The sequence below is a fragment of the Devosia sp. Soil_C_22 genome (genome assembly GCF_057657195.1).
In genome coordinates this window covers 2,219,700-2,242,696 of record NZ_JBDGIY010000001.1, presented here as the reverse complement: position 1 = coordinate 2,242,696, position 22,997 = coordinate 2,219,700, and the positions used below count along the sequence as shown (strand labels likewise).

Here is a 22,997-nt window from a genome sequence, read left to right as displayed (position 1 = left end):
ATGACAGCGAGACCGCAGTAGATGCCTGATGGCCAGGATAAATCCGACGACCTGATTGCCGAACTGGCCAAACTGATGGCCAGCAACACGACGCCGGCCCCAGAGCCCGAAGGCAATCCTGCGCCCAAGCTGGTTACGCTGCCGGATGCCCCGCAAACGGCGGCGCCTGCGCCGATCCGTATCCCGGGCATGGACTCGCCGGCTACCGCCACGCCACAGGTTCAATCTGCACCGACCGTGACGCCGCCGCCCGCACAGTCGGCTCCGGCTCAGCCGGCGCCGGTGACGCCGGGCGTATTGCGCATTCCGGGCATGGATCGCCCGGTATCGGTTGCCCCGGCCGGCAACGTGCCGACACCTTCCATCGGCAGTGCGCCTGCGCCCTCGGTTGCTGCTTCCCCGGCGCCGACAGTCAGTGCGGCGCCGGTTCCTGTCGCGCCGCGGCCGGTTGAGGCCAAGCCGGCCGCATCGTTCGATTTCGGCAGCTCCCCCGCTGCCACGACTTTCAAGCCCGAGCCGATGTCGAGCTGGCAGGATCGCGAGATCCCCAAGCCTGTGCCGTCGCACCCGGCGCCGCCGCCTGTTTCAGCTGCACCGGAGCCGCCCAGGCCGGTCGCGCCTGCGGTTTCGCCCGGCACGTCGGCCATCTCGTCCGTGGCCATGCCCAAGGCCGAGACGCCGTCACCGCGGGTCGAGCCAAGCATTACTGCGCCGACGCCAAAGCCGGGTGCGAGCGCGCCCGCGCCGGTCAGTCCGATGGTGGAGGCGGCCAAGGCCTCGCCGGCCGCCGACAACTTCGACTTCGACTTCGGTTTTGCCACCAACCCGCCTGAGCCGATCGGAGGGCAAACGTCCAAGCCCGCTCCGGCGGCAGTGCCGCCTGCCGCGTCGTCCGAAGATCCGATCGCCGACCTGATCGCGGCCGAACTCGACTCGGCCGATGCCGAAGCGGCGCAGGAGCAGCCGCGTCCCGCGCAGCCGGCACCGCGCAGCTTCCCCCAGCCGGCGGGTGGTCCCACGCCGCAGCAGCGGCCGGTACAGGCTGGTCCCGTGCCGTTCCGGCCGAACCAGGCATCGGTCCCGGCGCAGCCGCAGGCGAGCAAGCCCGAGGATCGCTTCGGCGTTGCCCCAGTGTTCGGGCGGGCCGGCCGTTCGCAGGTTGCGGCGCGTCCGCAGCAGCCGGCCAGCGATCCGATGGAAGAAATCGAGAGCCTGATCGGCGAGGCGGTGCGGGTCGAATTGACCACCGATAAGCCGACGCCGGCTCCGGCACCCGTGCCAGCCGCGCCGATGGTGCGGGCGAACGCGCAGAGCGCGCCCGCCGTGCCTCCGCTGACCGCCGGCATTCCGCCGCGTCGCGCCGCCATCAAGGACAAGGACGGCGATGTCGGCTCGGCCGAGGCCGCGATCCTTGCGGCCGCCGCTGCCAGCGGCGCCGAGGTCGGCCGTCTTGACAGCGTGGCCAGCGAGCCTGGCCCGTACAAGCGCGTCAAGGCCAAGCCGGAGCGGCGGTCGGGCGGCATGCGCCAATATGTCGGCATGGCGGTGGCGGGCACGCTGCTGCTGGCCGCCGGCTTCGGGCTCTACTGGGTGCTCGGCATGGGGCGCGGCAGCGATGCCGATGCGCCGGTGCTGACTGCCGATGCGACGCCGGTGAAGGAAGTTCCGCCGCCCGCGCCGGCGACGACCACGACGCAGCAGGGCGCGGTGGTGTTCAATGAGCTGGGTGGCGGCAACGCCACCGTGCCGGCCGACGAGCAGCTCGTGTCGCGAGACGACAGCGCCGAAACCAGCGTCGCCGATGTGGCGCGTACGGTCGGCGAGGGCGGGGAGGCCGCGAGCGAGAGCGAATTGGCCAATCGCAAGGTTCGCACCGTGACGGTACGTCCGGATGGCACCATCGTCTCGGGCGACGAAGCGGTCGCCGGCAACGAAGAACTGCCGGTGGACCGGCCGAACGTGCCGGATCTGCCGGGCGCCGACGTGCAGCCGTCCGAGCTGCTGGCTTCGATGCCGGCCGATCCGAGCGCTGTCGATGCGGCCGCGGCTACCGGCGGACAGCCGCTGCCCGCTGATCCGACGCAGGTTGCTGCTCTTGCGCCGAGCCCCGGGGCCACGATCGATCCCTCGATCGTCGCGCCGATCCCGGTGGCGCGGCCGACCAATCGGGCGGCGCTCGGTGGTGGAGCTAACTCGACCGTTGCCAGCGTGCAGCCGGTCGATCTCGGTGCAAGCCAGCCTGCTCCGGCTCCCGTGGCTGCTGCTCCAGCGGCGCCGAGCGGCAGTGGTCCGTACGTGCAGCTGAGTTCGCAGCCGAGCCAGGCGGATGCCGAGAACGCGCTGCGTTCGACGCAGAACCGGCTCGCTAACATCCTGGGTGGGCGCAGCCTTGCGGTGCGGCAGGTCGACCTGGGTGCCAAGGGCACGTGGTATCGCGTGGTGCTGCCGGTGCCGACGTTCCAGGATGCGACCGATACCTGTGCCGGGCTCAAGAATAACGGCATCGACTGCGTGCCGATCGGCGGTTGATCGCCGCCGACGGTTCCTTGACGTCCGCCGCTGATAGGGCGCAAATCGGTCATCTGGCGCGCTTCCGAACCGGAAAAGCCTGCAACTTTTCCTGGAAGCGCTCGACGGCTCGGGCGGGCGGCTGATGAGCGAGACACCTTCGGACTGGTTCGTATCGCCCGACACGCCGCGCGACGACGAAATCCTCTATGTCGACGTTGCCGGCTATGAAGGGCCGCTCGACCTGCTGCTCGATCTGGCGCGGCGGCAGAAGGTCGATCTCGGCAAGATCTCGGTGCTGGCGCTGGCCGAGCAGTATCTGGGCTTCATCGAGACGGTGCGCGAGAAGCGGATCGAGATCGCGGCCGATTACCTGGTGATGGCGGCGTGGCTGGCTTACCTCAAGAGCCGGCTGATGGTGCCGCAGCTGCCCAGCGACGACGAACCGTCGGGCGAGATGATGGCAGCGCTGCTGCAGTTCCGACTGAAGCGGCTCGAGGCGATGCGCAAGGCGGCGATGCAGTTGGTCAACCGGCCGCGGCTGGGGCGCGAGGTTTTTGCACGCGGGCAGCCGGAGATGGTGGTCGTCGAGCGGCGCAACCTCTACGAGGCGAGCCTCTACGACCTGCTCAAGGCCTATGCCAACGGGCGCGAGCGCGGCATGCCGCAGGATTACCACCTGTTCGAGCGCAGCGTGTGGTCGCTGCAGGAGGCGCGCGAGATTTTGACGCGGCTGATCGGGGAGAGCATGGACTGGGTGCCGCTCGATGCGTATCTGGACCAGTATCTGAGCGACCCGGAGCAGCGGAAGACCGCGACGGCCTCGAGTTTTGCCTCTAGCCTTGAACTGGCCCGGCAGGGGCAAATAGAACTGCGCCAGACCCTGACCTTCGGGCCGCTGTTCATGCGGCGGCGCCAGGGGGACAAGTCCGGTGACGGAAAGAAGCCGCAATGAACGACGCCCGGGTGCGGGACATCGATATCGACGAGCATGGCGAGATAGCCGAGCGGAATCTGCGGATTCTCGAGGCGATCCTGTTCGCGTCGAGCGAGCCGCTGTCGGTCGGCGATATTGCGCCATATCTGGGGGAGGGCGCCGATGTGCCGGTGCTGCTCCTGCAACTGGCCGAGCGCTATCGCGGGCGGGGCGTGAACCTCGTGCAGCGCGGCGACCGCTGGGCGTTCCGGACGGCGGATGACCTGTCCTTCCTGCTGCGGCGGGAGGAGACGGAGAGCCGGCAGCTGTCGCGCGCGGCATTGGAGACCCTAGCCATCATCGCCTATCACCAGCCGGCGACGCGGGCCGAGGTGGAAGAGGTGCGCGGTGTCGCGAGCGGTGGCGGCACGTTCGACGTGCTGATGCAGACTGGCTGGGTGCGCATGCGCGGGCGGCGACGCACGCCTGGGCGGCCGGTGACCTATGGCACGACCGAGGCGTTTCTCGACCATTTCGGACTCGAGAGCTTGGCCGACCTACCGGGGCTCGAGGAGTTGAAGGGCTCGGGGCTGCTGTCGAGCCGGCTGCCGCCGGCCTTCCAGGTGCCGTTGCCTTTCGACGGTGCGCTGCGTGACGACGAGGATCCACTCGATCCCGGCGACATGGGCGAGAGCGACGACGGCGAATGACTGAAGCCGAGGAGTTTGAGGACTGGGGCCCCCGCGGCACGGCCGGCGTCGCCTTTGCCGCGGCGCTGCGTTTCGACCATGTCAACGTGACGCTGGGCGGGCGGCCGGTGCTGCGCGATTTCTCGCTGGCGTTGGTGCCGGGCGAGATCGTGTGCCTGCTCGGCGAGAGCGGCTCGGGCAAGTCGACCATCCTGCGGGTGGCGGCGGGAATCCAGCGGATCGATGGCGGGACGGTGCGGATCAACGACGAGATCGTGTCCGGGCCGGGCGTGCACCTCAAGCCGGATCGGCGCGGCATCGGGCTGATGTTCCAGGATTTTGCGCTGTTCCCGCATCTGTCGTTGCTGCAGAACGTGACCTTCGGGCTGCGCAAGCTCGGGCGGGCGGCGGCGCTGGCGCAGGCACGGCAGGCGCTGAAACGGGTGGGGCTCGACGATCGCGAGGCGGATTATCCGCACCAGCTCTCGGGCGGGCAGCAGCAGCGGCTGGCGCTGGCGCGCTCGATTGCGCCGCGGCCGGGTATTTTGATGCTCGACGAACCGTTCTCGAGCCTCGACGCGCGGCTGCGCGAGACGGTGCGCAACGAGACGCTGGCGGTGCTGCGCGAGACGCATGCGACGACGATCATCGTGACGCACGACCCCGAGGAGGCGATGCTGCTGGGCGATCGGATCGCGCTCTTGCGGCATGGGCGGCTGGCGCAGATCGATACGGCATCGGCGATCTACAATCGGCCGGTGGATCTGAACGCGGCGCGCTTTTTCTCGCCGCTGAGCGAAATTGACGCAAAGGTGAGCGGGGGCCGGGTGGAGACGCCGCTCGGGCCGGTTGCGGCCCCCGGGCATGCCGAGGGCAGCCGGGTGGTGGTGGCGATCCGGCCGATCGGTGCGCTCGACGTGCGGACGGAGGCGCCCGGAACGCCGGGGCGCGTGCTGGCCAAGCGCGACGCGATCGGGATCGACCTGTGCGAAGTGAGCGTGGCGGGGATCGACCGGCCGATCCAGATCCGGCGGCGGGCCGACCGAAACCTCGGCGTCGGCTCCGACGTTTTCCTCACGCTCAATCCGGAACACGTCCTTGTGTTTGCCAAGGATTGAACCTATTTCTGCGTGCTAGTAACCGCGTAAGGCATATCTCGGAGACTAAGCATGCACGCGCCAGGCATTTGGGGCATCATCGTCGTAGCGATCGTCGTGATCGTCCTTTTCGGTCGCGGCAAGATTGCCGGCCTCATGGGTGAAGTCGCCTCGGGCATCAAGTCCTTCCAGAAGGGCATGCGCGACGAGGAAACCAAGCCCACGCCGCAGATCGACGCTTCGGTTACCGCCGAGCCGGCCCGCGAACCCGAAAAGGCCAAGGACGCCTGATCGTCTGACGGCCGCTCCCCGGAGCCATATTCATGCTCGGCGTCGGCTGGACCGAAATGCTTTTGATCGGGGTGGTTGCCCTGATCGTCATTGGTCCCAAAGAACTCCCCGCACTCATGCACAAGGTCGGCCAGTTTGCCGGCACGATCCGTCGCATGGGCCAGGACTTTCAGCGCGAGCTGAACAAGACCACCGGTCTCAACGAGATCAAGAACCTGCGCGAGTCCGTGACGCAGCCGCTCAAGGCGACTGCCGACGCGATCCGCAAGGAATTCAACACTACATCGCCAACGGGGCAGGTGACGCCCTCGGGCGCGCTGAAGCCGGCTGATCCGAAGGCCGAGAGCGTGGTCGACGAGATCAAGGCCGCGGCCGGGATGACGAAGCCGGCCGCGCTGCCGCTAACGGCCGCTGCTGCGGCCGCCGCGAAGGCGACCGAGGCGGCCGAGGTGTCGACGCCCGCCGTCGCCAAGGCGCCGGCGGCAAGTGCCACCAAGGCGCCGGTGAAGGCCGCCCCCAGGAAGATCAAGGCGCCGAGCGAGAGCACGGTAGATGCCGGGGAGATCGAGCCGGTAAAGCCGGCGCGAAAGCCCCAGACGACGAAGCCGATCGAGTCGCCAGCTCCGGTCGAAGCCATCGCGCCCACCAAGAAGCCAGCGGCGAAGAAGAAGGCGGCAACCGGTGCACCGGCCGAGACCGCCGCCGCTGCGCCGGTCAAGAAGGCCGTGCCATCGCGGCGCGCGAAGTCCGTAGCGCCGCCTGACGGATCGGCGAAGAAGCCCGCCCTGCGCAAGCGGGCCACACCAAAGACACCGACCTGACCATGGCCGAGCAGACCAAACTCGCTGCGCCCGAACCTGAAGTCGACACGGACGAGCTCGCCGGGAGCGAAGCGCCATTGCTCGATCACCTGATCGAGCTCAGGAAGCGCCTGATCCGGTCGGTCATCGTGATTTTCGTGCTGCTGATCGCCTGCTTCTTCGTCTCGGGCTCGATCTTCGATATCCTCGTGCAGCCGTACCGCAACGCGGTCTATCCGGAGCCGGTCGAACTCATCTACACGGCGCCGCAGGAATTCTTCTTCACGCAGCTGAGCCTCGCCTTCTTCGGAGCGATCTTCCTCGGCTTTCCGTACCTGGCGGTCGAAATCTACGGGTTCGTGGCGCCGGGGCTCTACAAGAAGGAGCGCCGCGCCTTCATTCCGTACCTGGTGGCGACGCCGATCTTTTTCGTGCTCGGTGCGGCGATGGTCTACTTCGCGGTGCTGCCGATGGCGATGCATTTCTTCGCCATGATGGAGACCGACGAGATCCAGATGCTGGTCAAGGTCAGCGAGTATCTGGGGCTGGCGATGACGCTGATCATCGCCTTCGGTATCTGCTTCCAGCTGCCGGTGATCCTGACGCTGTTGGCCCAGATCGACCTGATCGGCAGCGGCGCACTGAAGAAGGGGCGGCGCTACGCCATCGTCGCTATCCTGGTGTTCGCGGCCTTCATTACGCCACCCGACCCGATCTCACAGATCGGCCTCGCGCTGCCGATGTATCTGCTCTACGAACTCTCGATCTGGTCGGTTTCGCTGGTCGAGAAGCGCCGGGCAAAGGCGCTGGCCGAGGCCGGCGCCGATGAGACGCCGACCGCCTGACTTGGTGGCGTAGGCGCGGGGAGCGGCCGCTGTCCAGCTAGATCTCGCGAGTTGCCTCTTTCAGCCAGGCACGAACCTCGCCGGTGACGAGGGGGCCGATCTCCTTGAAGACGCGCTTGTGGTAGGCGTTCAGCCACTTGCGGTCGTCAGCGGAGAGTTGCGCTTCGTCCACGAGGCGAAGGTCTATGGGCGCGAGGGTGAGAGTCTCGAACTCGAGGAATTTGCCGTCGCCGACCGGGCTTTCGATGACGCTCAACAGGTTCTCGATGCGGATGCCGAAGGCGCCTTGCTTGTAGAAGCCGGGCTCGTTCGAGGTGATCATGCCCGGCTCGAACGGCACGGAATAGCGCGACGAGATGCCGATCGGGCCTTCGTGCACCGAGAGGAACGCGCCGACGCCGTGGCCGGTGCCGTGATTGTAGGTGACGCCATCCTGCCAGAGGAACTGGCGGGCCAGGACATCGATCTGCGCGCCGGTGGTGCCTTTGGGGAAGCGGACGCGCGAGATGGCGATCATGCCGCGCAGCACCTGGGTAAAGCGGGTCTTCTGCTCGGTCGTGACCTTGCCGGTGGCCATGGTGCGGGTGATGTCGGTGGTGCCCGAGAGGTACTGGGCGCCGGAATCGACCAGCATCAGTTCGCCGGGTTTCAGCTGCCGATTGGTGCTGCGGTTGACGTGGTAGTGGATGATGGCGCCGTTCGGGCCGGCGCCGGAAATGGTGTCGAAGCTGACATCGACGACGCTGGGGTCCTCGCGGCGGAAGCCTTCGAGCGCAGTGACGATGCCGATCTCGTCGAGCTGGCCCCTGGGGGCTTCGGCATCGAACCAGCAGAGGAACTTGGCTATGGCGGCGCCGTCGGCGCGGTGGGCTTCGCGCATGCCGGCGAGCTCGGCGTCGTTCTTGATCGCCTTGGGCAGCAGGACGGGATCGCGCTTTTCGATCAGCCTGGCGTCGCTGACGCCCTTGATGGCCTGGACCACGGCGACGGGGACGGTGCCGGGATCGATCATCACGCGCTTGTCGGCGGCGCCCAGCTTGCGCAGAGCGGCGATCATGGTGGCGACGTCGGCCACCTTGGCGAGGCCCTCTAGGCCCTTCCTCAGCTCGGGGGTGATCTTGTCCTTGTTGACGAACAGGGTCGGCATGCCGGTCTTGGGCACGAGGGCGAAGCCGAGCATGACAGGCACGTTGGGCACGTCGCGGCCGCGCAGGTTGAACAGCCAGTTGATGGATTCGGGGACGGTGAGGACGACCGCATCGGCGCTGTCGGCGGCGAGGATGGCGCGCAGTTCGGTGAGCTTGTCGGGCGCGGTCTTGCCGGCGCGGTTGTGGCCGAGGAACTCGACGGCGCCATTGGGCGGGGCAGGGCGGTCGGCCCAGATGGTGTCGACGAGGTTGGCGACCGGCACGAGGGTGGCGGACTTGCCAGCGAACTTCTTTTCGAGGTCGGCGATCTCGCTGGGCGTGTGCAGCCAGGGATCGAAGCCGACCTTGGCGGACTTAGGCACGTAGTCCGCGATCTTGGCGGGGATGCCGCCCTGCACGGCTTCGACGACTTCGACCATTGTGGTGTCGGTCTCGGCGGGCGCCTGCAGGGTGTAGCGGCCGTCGACGAACAGGGCGGCCTTTTTCGCGCCGACTATGGCGAGGCCGGCCGAGCCGGTGAAGCTGGTAACGTAGCCGAGGCGCGCCTCGCTCTCGGGCACCGACTCGCCGCGATGCGCATCGGCGCGCGGCACGAGGAAGGCATCGACCCCGGCCTCACGCATGGCGGCGCGCAGCGCTTTCACCCGGCCGGCCACGGTTTTGGGCGAGGTGCGGGTGTCGAAGTTCTGGTAGACGGCGGGGGCGAAGTCGTTGGGGCTCATGGCGGATTTTCGTCGGTGGGATGTGCCGAAACCCTAGCAGAGCCAATCCTGCCACCAAAGGGCCAAAAGCCTGAGCGGCGCGTTCAGGCGCGGTTCACCGGGGCGGGGGCATTTAGCCGCCGCGGGGTAACGGGAGATCGAAATGAACGACCGCAAAACCCTGTTCCGCCGGGTCTTCGCATCCATGATCGAACGCCGCACCAACGAGGCGCAGCGCCAAATCACCGAATACCTCAAGGCCCGGCAGCCGAATGTCGCCGCGCGTGCGGAGCGATTCACCGGCCGTTAAGGCGCCTTGCATGGCCAGCATGGCTACCCTTCAAAAACAACACCTTACCGGCTTGGCCTGCCGGGACTATATGCAAGCTCAAGCGGCAGAAGTGGCCGCACCAGTTTCACTAGACCGGGAGAAAGAGATGCCCGAGAACAAGAACGACTTTCGCAAGGCGCTTGCCGGCGTGATCGATGCACGTGGCCGCGAAGCCACTCGCAGCGTTGCCCGCGCCCGCGAACATCTTCTGCTCGGCGCGCTGACCAAGCGCCCGAACTAAGCGGTTTGCGCGCGGAATGCGCGGCAGTCGCCTGTATTGACCGAAGCTGAATCCCCGGACGTGAGTTCGGGGATTTTGTTTTTGGGGGTGATGGAGCGTGGGGCTCCACCCCCTCCGAGCTGCGCTAGGCAGCAGCTGAGCTGCCAAGCTTCGCTTGCCTCCCCCATCAAGGGGGAGGTGGGGGCCGGTGGGTGAGGCCGCCCCCTCCACCGCCTTCGGCGGTCCCCCTCCCCCGTGAACGGGGGAGGATCGCGGAGAGGCCGGTGGGTGGGGCTAGCGCTTCTCCAGCACCAGGGTGGTCCATTCCTTCTTTTCGATGCGGTGCTTGAGGACGATGCCTTGCAGGGCGTAGGCGGAGATGACGCGGTTGGCCTGGGTGTTGAGGATGCCCGAGAGGATGACGGTGGCGCCGCGCTCGGTGATCTTGCGCATGCCGGGGGCGAGGGCGACCAGCGGGCCGGCGAGGATGTTGGCGACCACCATGTCGTAGGGCGCGCCGGTTGCGATCTGGCGGTGGTCGAGGCCGGTGGCTTCGAGCGCGATGACATAGTTGCCGACGCCGTTGTCGCGGGCGTTCTCGACCGTGGTGGTGACGGCGATGGGGTCGATGTCGGTGGCAAGCACCGGCAGGTGGGTGCGCTTGGCGAGCGCGATAGCGAGGACGCCGGTGCCGGTGCCGACGTCGATCATCTGGCTGTAACGGCGGCGCTTGAGGGCACGGTCGATGGCTTCGAGGCAGCCGGTGGTGGTTTCGTGGTGGCCGGTGCCGAAGGCCTGGGCGGCATCGATGCGGATCGGGGTGACGCCGGAGGTGGGGACGGCATCCTCGTGGCTGCCATAGACGAAGAAGCCGCCAGCGATGACGGGCTTCAGGCCTTCGAGGGATTTTGCGACCCAGTTGACGGCCGGGTCGATCGCTTCGACGGCGAAGCTGACATCGCCGCCGAGCGTGTCGCGGGCGAGGGCGTTGAAGGCGTCGAGGTCGGGCTCGCTGTCGCAGGTGGCTTCGAACACCCACTCGCCGGTATCGGCGTCCTCGTGCGCGGAGGCGGTGATGGCGAGATCGTCGCGGGCCATCACGGCATCGACCAGGGCGTAGGCCTGATCCTTGGTGAGGGCGGTCGAGAGCTGGGAGAGCGTCATGGGGCAAGAAGTCCTGTTTGACGCTGTTTCGGCAGCGGGCCGGGCGAAGTCAATGCCCGGCGACGTGGATCGTTAAGCGGCGGCTGCGTTGTCGAGCAGGGTCAGGTCGGCCCAGACGGGCAGGTGGTCGGAGCCGGTGCGGGCGAGCGCGGTGTGGTGGACGCCCATGGCGTCGACGCGGAAATCGCGACTGAGGATGATGCGGTCGAGCGCCAGCATGGGCCGACGCGAGTGAAAGCTCGGGCCCGGGGTGACGATGTCGTGGTGGCGGGCGAATTCGGCGAGGCACCCGCCATCCTCGGCCCACTGGTTGAGATCGCCCATGATGACGGTGGGCATGCTGGCCTCGAGCTTTTCGAGATAGCCGACGACGGCTTCGGCCTGCTTCAGGCGCCAGTTGCCGATGAGGCCCAGATGCATGCCGACGACGCGGATGGCCGAGCCGTTGACGACGACGTCGGCCATGACGGCGCCGCGCGGCTCGAAGGCGGGCAGCTCGATGCGCTGGGTGCTCCTGATCTCGCTACCCTTGCGCACCAGCAGCACGTTGCCGTGCCAGCCGAGACTCATTTCGCGGATGCCGAAGCGGACGGGCAGGTAGTCGGTGTGGTCGACGATCATATCGGCCGACACGGTGGTAACGCGCTGGCCGAAGCGGCGATCGACCTCCTGCAGCGCGATGATGTCGGCGTTCAGCTCATTGAGGATGGAGAGGATGCGATCGGGCTGGCGGCGGCGGTCCGTGCCGATGGATTTGCGGATGTTGTAGGAGGCGACCTTGACCATGAGAACTCAGAGGATTGGCGACAAAAGCCGTCCGGCATTGGCGATGAAACGGGCGAAGGGATTGCGCTTCTGCACTTCTTCGCGGGTGACTTTGCGGCAATGGGTGAAATCGGTCTCGAGCATTTTCTCGACGTCCTCGATCACCTGCTTGTCGGTCATCCAGACGGTCATCTCGAAATTGATGGCGAAGCTGCGGTTGTCGAAGTTCACGCTGCCGACGCCGGCGATGCGGTCGTCCATCAGCAGCACCTTCTGATGCAGGAAGCCGCGATGGTAGCGGTAGATGGAGACGCCGTGTTCCACCATGGCATCGGCATGGGCATTGCTGGCGAGCCAGACCAGCAGGTGATCGGGCTTGGCTGGCAGCATGATTCGGACATCGACGCCGCGCATGACGGCAGCGTAGAGAGCTGTGCGCATATCGGTGTCGGGCACGAAATAGGGGCTGACGACCCACAGGCGCCGGCGGGCCTGGCCGATGATATCGGCAAAGGCGATGGCGTTGGCCTCGAGCTTGTCGGCTGGGCCGGTAGCCATGACGAGCGTGGAGACGTCGCCGACTTCCTCGACCCGTTCGGGTGGCGGCAGCTCGAGGGCATGATCGGTAGCCCAGAGCCAATCCTCCTGGAAGATCAGTGAAAGAGACGAGGCGGCGGGACCTTCGATGCGGATCTGGGTGTCGCGCCAGGCGCCGAATTTCTTGTCCTCGCCCAGGTATTCGACGCCAACATTGGCGCCGCCGGTCCAGGCGACCTTGCCGTCAACGACGACGTTCTTGCGGTGATTGCGATAATTGATCCGCATCGGGCCGAAGACGCGCAGCAGCTGGTGGCGGTGATTGAAGCCGTAGATCAGGACACCCTCGTCCTTGAGGCGCTTTTTGTAGGCGCCCGAAAGGCGGGTGCTGCCGACATCGTCGTAAAGCACATAGACCTTCACGCCGGCGCGGGAGCGCTCGATGAGGGCGTCGGCCAGGCGCTGGCCGAGGGCATCGTGGCGGATGATGTAGAACTGGACCAGCACGTAGACCTGGGCCTCGGCGATGCCGGCGATGATCGAATCGAACGTCGCCTTCCCGTCGATGAGCAGGTCCACCTTGTTGCCGGCGATGAAGGGCATGCCGGCGGCACGGCGTTGGACCGGCCACTCGTCGCCCGTTTCGCGGTCGATGACGGCCAGATCCTCGCTGCGCAAAAGACGGGAATGGCGCACCTGCAGCTTGGTGTTGGCGTAGCTGTCGAAATGCTTCCAGCCGAAGACGAGATAGACCAGTGCCGTGGGGAAGGGCAGGAAGGCGAGCGAGACGAGCCAGGCGATCGAGCCCTGCGAGGTGCGCGAGGCGCTGATCTCGCGAACGGCGCAGATGATGGCTAGGGCATAGAAGCCGGCCAGCACCATGGCGATGATGGGGATGCTCTCGATGACGCTTTCCGCCATCTCCGTCACGTCGACAACTTCGCCCATCGAGCCTCCCGCACCGCCAGCCTAAGACTAATATCCGATCGTTCGCCGCTGGCTAGTGCCGACCACCGGCGCGATGGGAGTTGCGTCCACCAACGAACGCCGCGATTGTGGGGTTGCCTGCCGATTTCCCCCACAATGAGCTTGCCGTGTCGACCCCCACGCCCAACCCACGTGAAAACGCGATGGCTGGGATCGGTTTCAAGCTGGGTTCGGTATGCCTGTTCCTGGGCATGTCGAGCTTCCTCAAGGCGGCCGAGAACGTGCCGGCCGGGCAGTTGGTGTTCTTCCGCTCGGCCTTCGCCATCCTGCCGATCATCGTCTACCTGATCTACCGGCGCGAGCTGCTGGTGGGGCTGCAGACCAAGCATCCCGTGAGCCATTTGTGGCGCGGGCTGGTCGGCACGGGCGGCATGATGACCGGGTTTTTCGCGCTGACGCAGCTGCCGCTGCCCGAGGCGATCACCATCAACTATGCAACGCCGCTGCTGATCGTGGTGTTTTCCGCACTGTTCTACCACGAGCGGGTGCGGCTCTACCGCTGGAGCGCGGTGCTGGTCGGGCTCGTGGGCGTGGTGATCATCATCTGGCCGCGGCTCACGGTATTCTCTGGCGGGGTCGGGGACCTGACCGGGGCAACGCTGGGGGCGATCTCGGCGCTGGTATCGTGCTGCTTTTCGGCGACCGCCATGGTGCTGGTGCGGCGGCTGGTCGACACCGAGCGCTCGGCGACGATCGTGCTCTATTTCTCCTCGATCTCGGCGCTGCTCGGGCTCTGCACCCTGCCGTTCGGCTGGGTGATGCCGACGACCGAGCAGTTCGCGCTGCTGGTGGCGGCCGGGATTTTTGGCGGGATCGGGCAGATCCTGCTCACCGAATCCTACCGGCATGCCGACATGTCGGTGGTGGCGCCGTTCGAGTATGCCTCGCTGCTGCTGTCGGTGGCGGTGGGCTATTTCTTCTTTGCCGAGGTGCCGAGCCTGCCGATGCTGGTGGGCGGCTCGATCGTGGTGGCGTCGGGGCTGTTCATCATCTACCGCGAGCACCGGCTGGGGCTGGAGCGGAAGCGGGCGAGCGAGGTTAGTCCGCCGCAGTAGGGTGGCTCAGGTTTCCTCGCGCTGTGAGTGCGGCATCTACCTCAGGATGGGATCCCGGCCTGCGCCGGGATGACCCGGTGGGTGGGCGCGATTGTGCCCCCGCTGAGGGTTGAGGGTCATCCCTTCTGGACGAAGCTCTCCAGCACCTTTTTCTTGCCGGCTTTTTCGAAGTCGATCGAGAGCTTGTTGCCTTCGATCTGCTCGATGGTGCCGTAGCCGAATTTCAAGTGAAAGACACGCTGGCCGACAGAGTACTTTGAGCCGCGGCCGTCGTCGGTGGAGCGGGCGACGAGGTCGCCGTCGATGGTGATCGGGCCGGCCGATTTGCGTGAGCTGGCCTGGGCGCGGGCGCGCTGCCAGCCGGGCGTTTCGTAGAGGGAATCGAACGGGTCGCGGGTGTCGAAGCGGCTGCTGGAGCGGCCGCCATAGCCGTAACCGCCGTAGGAGGAGCCGGTGTCCTTCACTTCGACGGCGGCGGCGGGCAGCTCGTCGAGGAAGCGCGACGGGATGGCGGATTGCCAGAGGCCGTGGGTGAGGCGGTTCTGGGCGAGCGAGACGCGCAGGCGTTTTCTGGCGCGGGTGAGGCCGACATAGGCGAGGCGGCGCTCTTCCTCGAGGCCGGCGCGGCCGCTTTCATCGAGGGTGCGCTGGCTGGGGAACAGGCCTTCCTCCCAGCCGGGGAGGAATACGGTGTCGAACTCGAGGCCCTTGGCGGAGTGCAGGGTCATGATCGAGACGGCGTCCTCGGCTTCGCCACTGTCACGGTCCATGACCAGCGAGACGTGCTCGAGGAAGCCCTGCAGCGAGTCGAACTCGCTCATCGAGTTGATGAGTTCCTTGAGGTTTTCGAGCCGGCCCTCGGCCTCGGCGGACTTATCGTTCTGCCACATCTCGGTGTAGCCGGACTCGTCGAGGATCTGGGCGGCGAGCTCGGCATGCCACGGACTGCGGCGGGGGATGCCGGGGGCGGTATCTTCGTCGACCTGCTTTTCGCCCCCGGGCGGGGTCTGCATGCGCCAGTTCCAGTCGTCAAACTGGGCCATCAGCTCGCGCAGGGTGGTGCGCGGCTTGGCCTTCAGTTCTTCGGTTTCGATGAGCATGCGCACGGCGCCGGTCAGCGTCGTGCCCTGCAGGCGGGCGGTTTCGTGGAGCAGCTTCACTGTGGTGTCGCCGAGGCCGCGCTTGGGGACGTTGACGATGCGCTCGAAGGCGAGGTCGTCGTTCTGGTTCACCACCAGGCGGAAATAGGCGATGGCGTCACGGATTTCCTTGCGCTCGTAGAAGCGCGGGCCGCCGATGACGCGGTAGTTGAGGCCGAGCGTGATGAAGCGCTCTTCGAAGGCGCGCATCTGGTGGGAGGCGCGCACGAGGATGGCCATGGAGTTGAGCACGTCGCCGCCGCGCTGGAGCTGCTCGATCTCCTCGCCGACCTGGCGGGCTTCCTCGTCGCTGTCCCAGACGGAAGTGACGTGCACGAGGTCGCCGGCCTCGCCGACATCGGTGTGCAGGGTCTTGCCTAGGCGGCCCTGGTTGTTGGCGATGAGGTGGGAGGCGGCCTTGAGGATGTTGGAGGTCGAGCGGTAGTTGCGCTCGAGTCGGATCACCTTGGCGCCCGGAAAGTCCTTCTCGAAGCGCAGGATGTTGTCGACCTCGGCGCCGCGCCAGCCATAGATCGACTGGTCGTCGTCGCCGACAACGCAGATATTGGCTTCCGAGGCCGGGCGGCCCTGGGCGAGGAGGCGCAGCCAGAGATACTGCGCGGTGTTCGAATCCTGGTACTCGTCGACGAGGATGTATTTGAAGCGCCGATGGTACTCGGCGAGCACATCCGGGTGCTCCTTGAACAGCTTGATGTTCAACAGCAGCAGGTCGCCGAAATCGGTCGCGTTGAGGGTGGCGAGCCGGGCCTGGTAGTCGTGGTAGAGATTGGGCAGGCGGCCATTGGCGAAGCCGGATTTTTCAGCCGGCGGCACGTCCTCGGGTAACCAGCCGCGGTTCTTCCAGCCATCGAGCATGCCGGCAAAGACGCGGGCGGGCCAGCGCTTCTCGTCGATGTTCTCGGCTTCGAGCAGCTGCTTGATCAGGCGGATCTGGTCGTCGGTATCGAGGATGGTGAAATCGGAGCGCAGCTTCACCAGCTCGGCATGGCGGCGCAGGATGCGGGCGCCGATGGAGTGGAAGGTGCCCAGCCACGGCATGCCTTCGACGCCCGAGCCGACGAGGTGGCCGATCCGCTCCTTCATTTCGCGGGCGGCCTTGTTGGTGAAGGTCACCGACAGGATCTCGGACGGCCAGGCGAGGCGGGAATTGAGGATGTGGGCGATGCGGGTGGTGAGCACGCGCGTCTTGCCCGTCCCGGCGCCGGCGAGGACCAGCAGCGGCCCCTCGGTGCTGAGCACGGCCTCGCGCTGTTCTTCGTTCAGCCCCTTCAGATAGCCGAGCCCGGCCACAGCGGGCTTGCGGCCCAATTGGCTGGTGATCGCACCGGCGGCGGGCCGGTCGAGGCGTTGCGGTTCAGATGCCATACGGGATTGACGAATCCTGTTTCGTTCTCATCGGCGAATATAGGGAGTGGGGCGGCCGATGTATACGTTCCGGGCATGTCACAGGACTGTCATGGGACTGTCACGCAAGCGTTGTGCGGCCTGCCTAAGCGTCAGCCCTCTTTTCAAGGGGGACTACATGCTGAAAAAGTCAATTCTGCTCGGCCTTTCGGCCAGCCTGCTCGCCGGCTCCGCCATCGGCGCCGAGTATTTCGACCGCATCGCCAGCTTTCCGGTGGCGCTGAACAACCCCGACGTTGAAGTCGGCAGCACCGAGAATTCCTCGGAAATCATCACCGCGACCGAAGACGGCATGACGCTCGTCTATTCGAACGCGCTGCTGGGCGGCATCGGCTTTGTCGACATCACCGACCCCAAGGCCCCCCAGGCCGGCGGTTTCGTGAAGCTCGAAGGCAGCCCGACCTCGGTGGCCGTGATCGGCGGCCGTGCGCTCGTTACCGTCGACACCACTGAAGATTTCACCGCGCCGACCGGCTATCTCGCCATCGTCGACATCGCGACCAAGACCCTCGAGTCCCAGTGCGACCTGGGCGGCCAGCCGGATGCCGTGGCCAAGAGCCACGATGCCTCGATCATCGCGATCTCGATGGAGAACCAGCGCAACGAGGACGTGAACGACGGTGACATCCCGCAGCTGCCGGGTGGCAACGTGACGTTCTTCAGCGTGGGCGAGGGCGGTGCGATCGACTGCTCGACCATGCGCGTCACCGACCTGACCGGCGTTGCCGATATCGCGCCGGAAGATGCCGAGCCCGAGTATACGGACTTCAACGGCAAGAACGAACTCGCGCTCACGCTGCAGGAAAACAACCACATCGTGATCATCAACGGCGAGACCGGTGAGATCATCAACGACTTCTCCGCCGGCGCGGTCGACCTCAAGAATATCGACGCCACCGAAGACGGCGTGCTGAGCTTCACCGAAAGCCAGGACGGGCGCCTGCGCGAGCCGGACGCCGTGCAGTGGCTCGACGACGACCGCATCGTGATCGCCAATGAAGGCGACTGGAAGGGCGGTTCGCGCGGCTTCACCATCTTCAACAAGGACGGCACCGAGCTCTACGAGAGCGGCCCGGCGCTGGACTATATCGCGGCCACGCTCGGCCACTATCCGGAAGGCCGTTCGGACGCCAAGGGCGTCGAGCCGGAAGGCATGGAAGTCGGCACATTCGGCGACACCAAGTACATCTTCGTGAACCAGGAGCGCGCGTCGCTCGTGGCCGTCTACAAGGATACCGGCGCCGAGCCGGAATACATCCAGTCGCTCCCGTCGGGCGTCGGCCCGGAAGGCGCCCTGGCCATTCCGTCGCGTAACCTCTACGTCACCGCCAACGAGACCGACCTGTCGGTCGATGGTCTCGCCGGCTCGCATGTCATGATCTTCGAGCTGGCCGAGCGCGATGCTCCGGCCTACCCGCAGATCGCGTCGGACATGGTCGACGGCGTGCCGCTGGGCTGGGCTGCGCTGTCGGGCGCCGTTGCCGATGCCGAAAAGCCGGGCACGCTCTATGCCGTGACCGACAGCGCCTTTGCGGAAGCGGCGATCTACACGGTCGACGCCACGCAGAAGCCGGCCAAGATCACCAACAAGGTCGTGGTCACGCGGAATGGCCATCCGGCCCAGAAGCTCGACCTCGAAGGCATCACGCAGGACGGTGAAGGCGGCTTCTGGCTGGCTTCGGAAGGCGATACGGCCAAGCTGACGCCGCATGCGCTGTACCACGTCAATGCCGATGGCGAGATCGAAGACGAGTTCGCTTACCCGGCCTCGCTGCTCAAGGGCGAGACCCGTTCGGGCTCGGAAGGCATCGCCAAGATCGACGACACGCTCTGGATCGCCATCCAGCGCGAGTGGAAGGATGACGAGAAGGGCTTTGTGAAGCTGCTGGCCTACAACACCGACAGCGAAGAATGGGGCGCGGTGCGCTATCCGCTCGAGAAGGCTCCGGAAGGCGGCTGGGTCGGGCTCTCGGAAATCACCGTGCACGGTGACTACGTGTACCTGATCGAGCGCGACAACCAGATTGGCGAGAAGGCCCAGCTGAAGGCCGTGTACCGCGTGCCGGTGTCCGAGCTCGTGGCCGCGCCGCTCGATGGCGAGATTCCGGTCGTGACCAAGGAACTCGTCCGCGACCTGATCCCTGACCTCAAGGCGAATAACGGCTACGTGGTCGACAAGGTCGAAAGCCTCGCGATCGACAGCGAAGGCACTGCCTATGTCATCACCGACAATGACGGTGTGGATGACAGCTCGGGCGAGACCTTCTTCTGGACCTTCAAGGTCGAGTAAGACGCGCTAAACTGTTTGACGGGGCCGGTCCGTGAGGGCCGGCCCTGATCGTTTGTGACGCGGAATTGAACGGCGATGGCCGACTTCGTTCAGTTCGGTTGCTCAAGATCGACATCGCCCTATTTCGTTTGCCCGTGAGCAGATTATCGCATGCTGCACGATGGCGAGGATAAGTCGGGCGGAGGGGCGGTTTCTCGGGCGCTTCGAAGCGGGACGGGACCGGCGTCGTGGCGCCGACAGTGCCCGGGATAGCCGGTCAGGTCAGTGGACCGTACCTATTTTCGCTGCAAGTCTGCCGCATTCATGAATGGCTTCTGAACTGATGTTCAGGTGACGAGCGCTGTGGCACGGACAACACGATCGTGAGGGATGACCCGCGAACAGCCCGTGACGTATCTGCGGGCTTTGCCTACACTTTGCCGAGTTTTGCGGAGATTCACGCGGCCCCGTGCTGAACCGGCTTTTCATCATCATCGGCGTGCTTGCGATCCTTGCCATCGCCGCGGCTTTCGTCGTGCCCAGCTTCATCAACTGGGGCGACTATCGCGAGCGGCTGGCGACGATTGCCGGCGAAGTGCTGGGTGCGCCGGTGCGGATCGAGGGCGATGTCGCCTTCTCGCTGCTGCCGCAGCCAAAGCTGCAGTTCTCGGCGGTGAGCGCCGGGCCGGCGGACCAGCCGGCGCTGACCATCGACAAGGTCGAGGCCGAGTTCTCGCTGATCGACTTCCTGCGCGACCGCTACAACGTCACCCGGCTGGTGCTCGACCATCCGGCGGTGCGTATCGGTATCGGGGCGGATGGGGCACTGGCGACCAGCGTGGCGCTGGCGCAGACGGTGGAGAGCAATATCTCCGTCGCCAACGCGACGATTACTGGTGGCACGGTGACGGTGGCCGATGCACGGACCGGTAACGAGCTGGTTGCGACCAATGTGGCGGGCGAGCTCCGGATCGACGCGCTGCGGGGACCGTTCTCGTTCCAGGGGACGGGAAGCTTCGAGGATCGGTCATACGCGCTGCGACTGACGACCGGAGCGCTGACAGCCGAGGGCGGCGGGACGCTGGCGCTATCGCTGCGGCCGACGGACGATCGGTTCACGCTCTCGGCCGAGGGGACGATCGAGACCGGAGCGAACCCCGGCTTCACCGGCACGATGACCTGGCGACAGCCGCCGGTGCGGCTGGTGGGCGAGGCGCCGGTCGATGCGGGGCAGGGCGACCTGGTGATGACCAGCAAGGTGGCGGCGACGACGTCGCGCATCCTGCTCACCGACTATGTGGTGGTGCCCGACGAGAACCGCGGGGCGACGCGGTTGCAGGGCGCGGCCGAGGTGTCGCTGGGCAGCAATGTCGCCTTCAACGCGGTGATCTCTGGCGGCGTGCTGGCGCTGCCGCCGCGCGATGCCACGGCCGAGCAGGCGGTCGAGCCGTATGAGATCGTGCGGCTGATCAAGGAATTGCCGGTGCCGCCGGCGCCGGGGATTCCCGGGACGATCGGCATGGATATCGCCGAGGTCGGCCTGCGGGCCTTTGCGCTGCGCAACGTGCGGCTCGACGCGGCGACGGATGGCAGCGGCTGGACGATCAGCCAGCTGACCGGGGTGCTGCCGGGCGATGCGACGGTGACGCTGAGCGGCGATGTGGATGTGTCGACGGGCAAGCCCGAGTTTGCGGGCAGCCTTGCGGTGCGCTCGCAGCGGCTGGATGCGCTGTCCACGATGTGGCGAGGATTGGCCGAGGGCAACCCGCTATTCGGCATGCCGGGCGGGATCGCGGCGCGGCTGAACCTCGTGGGCGAGACGCTGAGCATCAGCGAGGCGAGCGTCGAGCTCGACGGGCAGAAGATCCCGTTCTCGGCACAGATCGGGCTCGGGGCCAATCGCGACCTGCACTTGAGCGCCGATGTGGGCGAACTCGATGCGGCGCGGAGCGCTGCGCTGCTGGCACTGCTGCCGGACCTCAATAGCGACATCGCGTTTCCGGTGACGTTTCCGAAGGGCGAGTTCGAGCTCAGCGCGGCGCGGGCGCAGATTGCCGGGCTCGACGGATCGGACCTCGTGGCACGCGGTTCGTGGGACGGCGGCGTGCTGGTGGTGGACGAGGTATCGGCGAGCGACCTGGGCGGGGCGCGGTTCAGTGCGACGCTGACGGCGTTCGGCTCGATCGTGAAGCCGGAGCTGTCGGGCACGGCCGATATCGCGGTGGAGAGTGCCGATGCGCCGGCGCTGGCACAGCTTTATGCGGCGCTCGGGACGTCGGATGCGGTGGCGCAGTTCCTCAGACCATCGCTGCCGGTGGCGCTGAAGCTGAGGCTGGACGCGCCGAATGGCGAGGGGGCGCAGAGCCTGACGCTGAGCGGCACGGCCGCGGGATCGGATGTGACGGCGGAGGCGGAGCTGCAAGCGGGCTTCCTGCGGGCGCTGAGCGGCTCGCTGCAGGTGCGGTTGAATGCGCGTGCCGCCGACGCCGCGGCGTTGACTCAACAGCTGGGGTTGCCCAGTGGCGAGATGTTTGCGGCGGGGGCGCCGGGGACGCTGGTGGTGCATATCGACGGCAATGTCGGCAACAGCCTCGAGACCACGATGCGGCTGGCGAGCGGGGCGGACTCGGTGGGTTTTTCGGGTAACGTCGTGGTCACCGATCCGGCGGCGTTCAGCGGGCGGGGCACGCTCAAGGTGGCGCTTGCGGACGCCTCAGCGCTCGCCGACCTGGCGGGCGCGCAGGGCATTTCGCTGCCGGCGCTGAGCGGGTCGGCCTCGGTGGTGTTCGACGGGTCGGACGACATTTCGTTCGGGGGGATCGAGGGCAATTCGGCCGGGCAGCCGTTCAAGGGACAGCTGGCGCTGACGCGGCGGGGCGAGACGCTGGATGCGGCCGGGGCGCTCGAACTGCAGGCGATCGACGTCGCCGGGCTGGTCGGTGCGGTGGCGGGGCCGGCGGCGTTGCTGGAGGGCACGGGGCTTTGGCCAGAAGGGCCGCTGACGCTTGGCAACGCGGCGCGGACGAGCACGGGGCGAATCGCGGTGACGGCGCCAGTGCTGACGGTGGCGGGTCGGGAGATCGGCAGCGAGGCGCGGCTCAGCTTCGATTGGGACGGGACCAGCACGCGGCTGCGCAATGCCCGCGCCAAGCTGGGTGAAGGGACGGCCGAGCTCGAGTTGACGGTGTGCTGCGCCGGGCCGTTGCCGGCCAAGCAGGTGAGCGGGCGCTATGCACTCAACGACGTCGCGCTCGACGAGGTGATGCCGCCCGCTGTGGCTGCCGCGCTCGACGGCAAGCTCGACATGAACGGGCGGATCAACGGCACGGCTGAGAGCATCGCCGGGCTGCTCGGGGCGATGACCGGGGACGGGACGTTCAACGTGTCCGGGTTCAGCATTGCGCGGCTCAATCCGCAGGCGCCGCGCGCGGTGACGGGGCTCGAAAACATCCTCGAGATGCAGCCCGAGGAGGTCGTCGGGTTGATCGAGGAGCGGCTCGATGACGGGCCGTTCACCAGCCCGGAGGTGGCGGGGACCTACACGATTGCCGGGGGCACGCTGCGCAGCCCGAACCTGGCCATCGAGGGCGAGGGCGGGCGGCTGTTCGGCAGCGGGTCGATCCGGCTTGCGGACCTCGGACTCTCGGGGAGCTACAGCCTGACGCCGACGGCGATCACACCGGCTGCGATGGGCAGCGACGTGGGGGCAGGGCAGATCGTGGCGCGGCTCGGCGGCACGTTGCTGGCGCCGGAGCGGTCGTTCGATGTGTCGGCGCTGGTCGATACGATCATGGTCAAGGCGTACGAGGCCGAAGTGGCGCGGCTCGAAAAGCTGCGGGCCGAGGACGAGGCGCGCAAGGCCGCCGAGGCGGAGGAGGCTGCGCGACTGGCAGCCGAGGAAGCGGCGCGGAAAGCGGCGGAGGAGGAGGCTGCACGCAAGGCGGCCGAGGAAGAGGCGGAGCGACGGGCGGCCGCGGAGCAGGCGGCGCGGGAGGCAGCCGCGGCGGAGGCGGCTCGGCAGGTTGAGGAAGATGAAGCGACGCGGCGGGCGGTCGAGGAGGCACTGAAGGATCGGCCGGTGGATATTGGCTTTGGGAACTAGGGGCGCCG

At 66.9% G+C, this 22,997-nt stretch carries 17 protein-coding genes; 12 read left to right on the top strand and 5 right to left on the bottom strand.

What is annotated here, in order from left to right:
* Positions 1–21 precede the first annotated feature (21 nt).
* The 7 genes from AC3A6I_RS10880 (at position 22) to tatC (ending at position 7,146) form a co-directional block, all read left to right on the top strand.
* Positions 22–2,529, top strand: coding sequence for an SPOR domain-containing protein (locus AC3A6I_RS10880; RefSeq protein ID WP_487543714.1), 2,508 nt, complete (start codon positions 22–24; stop codon positions 2,527–2,529).
* 124 nt (positions 2,530–2,653) lie between these two features.
* Positions 2,654–3,463 carry a segregation and condensation protein A gene (locus tag AC3A6I_RS10875; RefSeq protein ID WP_487543713.1) on the top strand — a complete coding sequence of 270 codons (810 nt, stop codon included), beginning with the start codon at positions 2,654–2,656 and terminating at the stop codon, positions 3,461–3,463.
* Positions 3,460–4,134, top strand: coding sequence for an SMC-Scp complex subunit ScpB (gene scpB, locus AC3A6I_RS10870; protein ID WP_487543712.1), 675 nt, complete (start codon positions 3,460–3,462; stop codon positions 4,132–4,134). The genes AC3A6I_RS10875 and scpB overlap by 4 nt, the downstream gene beginning before the upstream one ends.
* Positions 4,131–5,231: an ABC transporter ATP-binding protein gene (locus AC3A6I_RS10865; RefSeq protein ID WP_487543711.1), complete on the top strand. Its 1,101-nt coding sequence runs from the start codon at positions 4,131–4,133 to the stop codon at positions 5,229–5,231. Before scpB ends, AC3A6I_RS10865 begins: the two co-directional genes overlap by 4 nt.
* 51 nt (positions 5,232–5,282) lie before the next feature.
* Positions 5,283–5,501 carry a twin-arginine translocase TatA/TatE family subunit gene (gene tatA, locus AC3A6I_RS10860; protein WP_487543710.1) on the top strand — a complete coding sequence of 73 codons (219 nt, stop codon included), beginning with the start codon at positions 5,283–5,285 and terminating at the stop codon, positions 5,499–5,501.
* A gap of 32 nt (positions 5,502–5,533) precedes the next feature.
* Positions 5,534–6,322 (top strand): Sec-independent protein translocase protein TatB, encoded by a 789-nt coding sequence (tatB, locus tag AC3A6I_RS10855; RefSeq protein WP_487543709.1) that lies wholly within the window; start codon positions 5,534–5,536, stop codon positions 6,320–6,322.
* 2 nt (positions 6,323–6,324) lie between these two features.
* On the top strand, positions 6,325–7,146 hold the full coding sequence (gene tatC, locus AC3A6I_RS10850; RefSeq protein WP_487543708.1) for a twin-arginine translocase subunit TatC: 822 nt from the start codon (positions 6,325–6,327) through the stop codon (positions 7,144–7,146).
* 37 nt (positions 7,147–7,183) lie between these two features.
* On the opposite strand, the gene AC3A6I_RS10845 is transcribed toward tatC, so the two are convergent.
* On the bottom strand, positions 7,184–9,016 hold the full coding sequence (locus AC3A6I_RS10845; RefSeq protein WP_487543707.1) for an aminopeptidase P family protein: 1,833 nt from the start codon (positions 9,014–9,016) through the stop codon (positions 7,184–7,186).
* Positions 9,017–9,158: 142 nt separating this feature from the next.
* Here AC3A6I_RS10845 and AC3A6I_RS10840 point away from each other — a divergent pair, with 142 nt between their 5' ends.
* Together AC3A6I_RS10840 and AC3A6I_RS10835 are read left to right on the top strand one after the other, a co-directional pair.
* Entirely contained in the window at positions 9,159–9,305 is a 147-nt protein-coding gene (locus tag AC3A6I_RS10840; protein WP_487543706.1) for a hypothetical protein, read from the top strand.
* Between the two features lie 10 nt (positions 9,306–9,315).
* Positions 9,316–9,567, top strand: a complete 252-nt coding sequence (locus AC3A6I_RS10835) for a hypothetical protein (RefSeq protein WP_487543705.1) — start codon at positions 9,316–9,318, stop codon at positions 9,565–9,567.
* 273 nt (positions 9,568–9,840) lie between these two features.
* Here the strand turns inward: AC3A6I_RS10835 and AC3A6I_RS10830 are convergent, their stop codons facing one another.
* The 3 genes from AC3A6I_RS10830 to cls form a co-directional block, all read right to left on the bottom strand.
* Positions 9,841–10,710 carry a 50S ribosomal protein L11 methyltransferase gene (locus AC3A6I_RS10830; protein WP_487543704.1) on the bottom strand — a complete coding sequence of 290 codons (870 nt, stop codon included), beginning with the start codon at positions 10,708–10,710 and terminating at the stop codon, positions 9,841–9,843.
* Positions 10,711–10,782: 72 nt separating this feature from the next.
* Complete coding sequence (locus AC3A6I_RS10825) at positions 10,783–11,496, bottom strand: endonuclease/exonuclease/phosphatase family protein (RefSeq protein WP_487543703.1); 714 nt, start codon at positions 11,494–11,496, stop codon at positions 10,783–10,785.
* A 6-nt stretch (positions 11,497–11,502) separates the two neighbouring features.
* Entirely contained in the window at positions 11,503–12,960 is a 1,458-nt protein-coding gene (gene cls / locus AC3A6I_RS10820) for a cardiolipin synthase (protein WP_487543702.1), read from the bottom strand.
* 182 nt (positions 12,961–13,142) lie between these two features.
* Here cls and AC3A6I_RS10815 point away from each other — a divergent pair, with 182 nt between their 5' ends.
* Positions 13,143–14,054: a DMT family transporter gene (locus tag AC3A6I_RS10815; protein ID WP_487543700.1), complete on the top strand. Its 912-nt coding sequence runs from the start codon at positions 13,143–13,145 to the stop codon at positions 14,052–14,054.
* Positions 14,055–14,170: 116 nt separating this feature from the next.
* On the opposite strand, the gene AC3A6I_RS10810 is transcribed toward AC3A6I_RS10815, so the two are convergent.
* Positions 14,171–16,579: an ATP-dependent helicase gene (locus AC3A6I_RS10810; RefSeq protein ID WP_487543699.1), complete on the bottom strand. Its 2,409-nt coding sequence runs from the start codon at positions 16,577–16,579 to the stop codon at positions 14,171–14,173.
* Positions 16,580–16,736: 157 nt separating this feature from the next.
* Here AC3A6I_RS10810 and AC3A6I_RS10805 point away from each other — a divergent pair, with 157 nt between their 5' ends.
* Positions 16,737–18,908, top strand: coding sequence for an esterase-like activity of phytase family protein (locus tag AC3A6I_RS10805; protein ID WP_487543697.1), 2,172 nt, complete (start codon positions 16,737–16,739; stop codon positions 18,906–18,908).
* A gap of 448 nt (positions 18,909–19,356) precedes the next feature.
* On the top strand, positions 19,357–22,989 hold the full coding sequence (locus tag AC3A6I_RS10800) for an AsmA family protein (protein ID WP_487543696.1): 3,633 nt from the start codon (positions 19,357–19,359) through the stop codon (positions 22,987–22,989).
* Positions 22,990–22,997 lie beyond the last annotated feature (8 nt).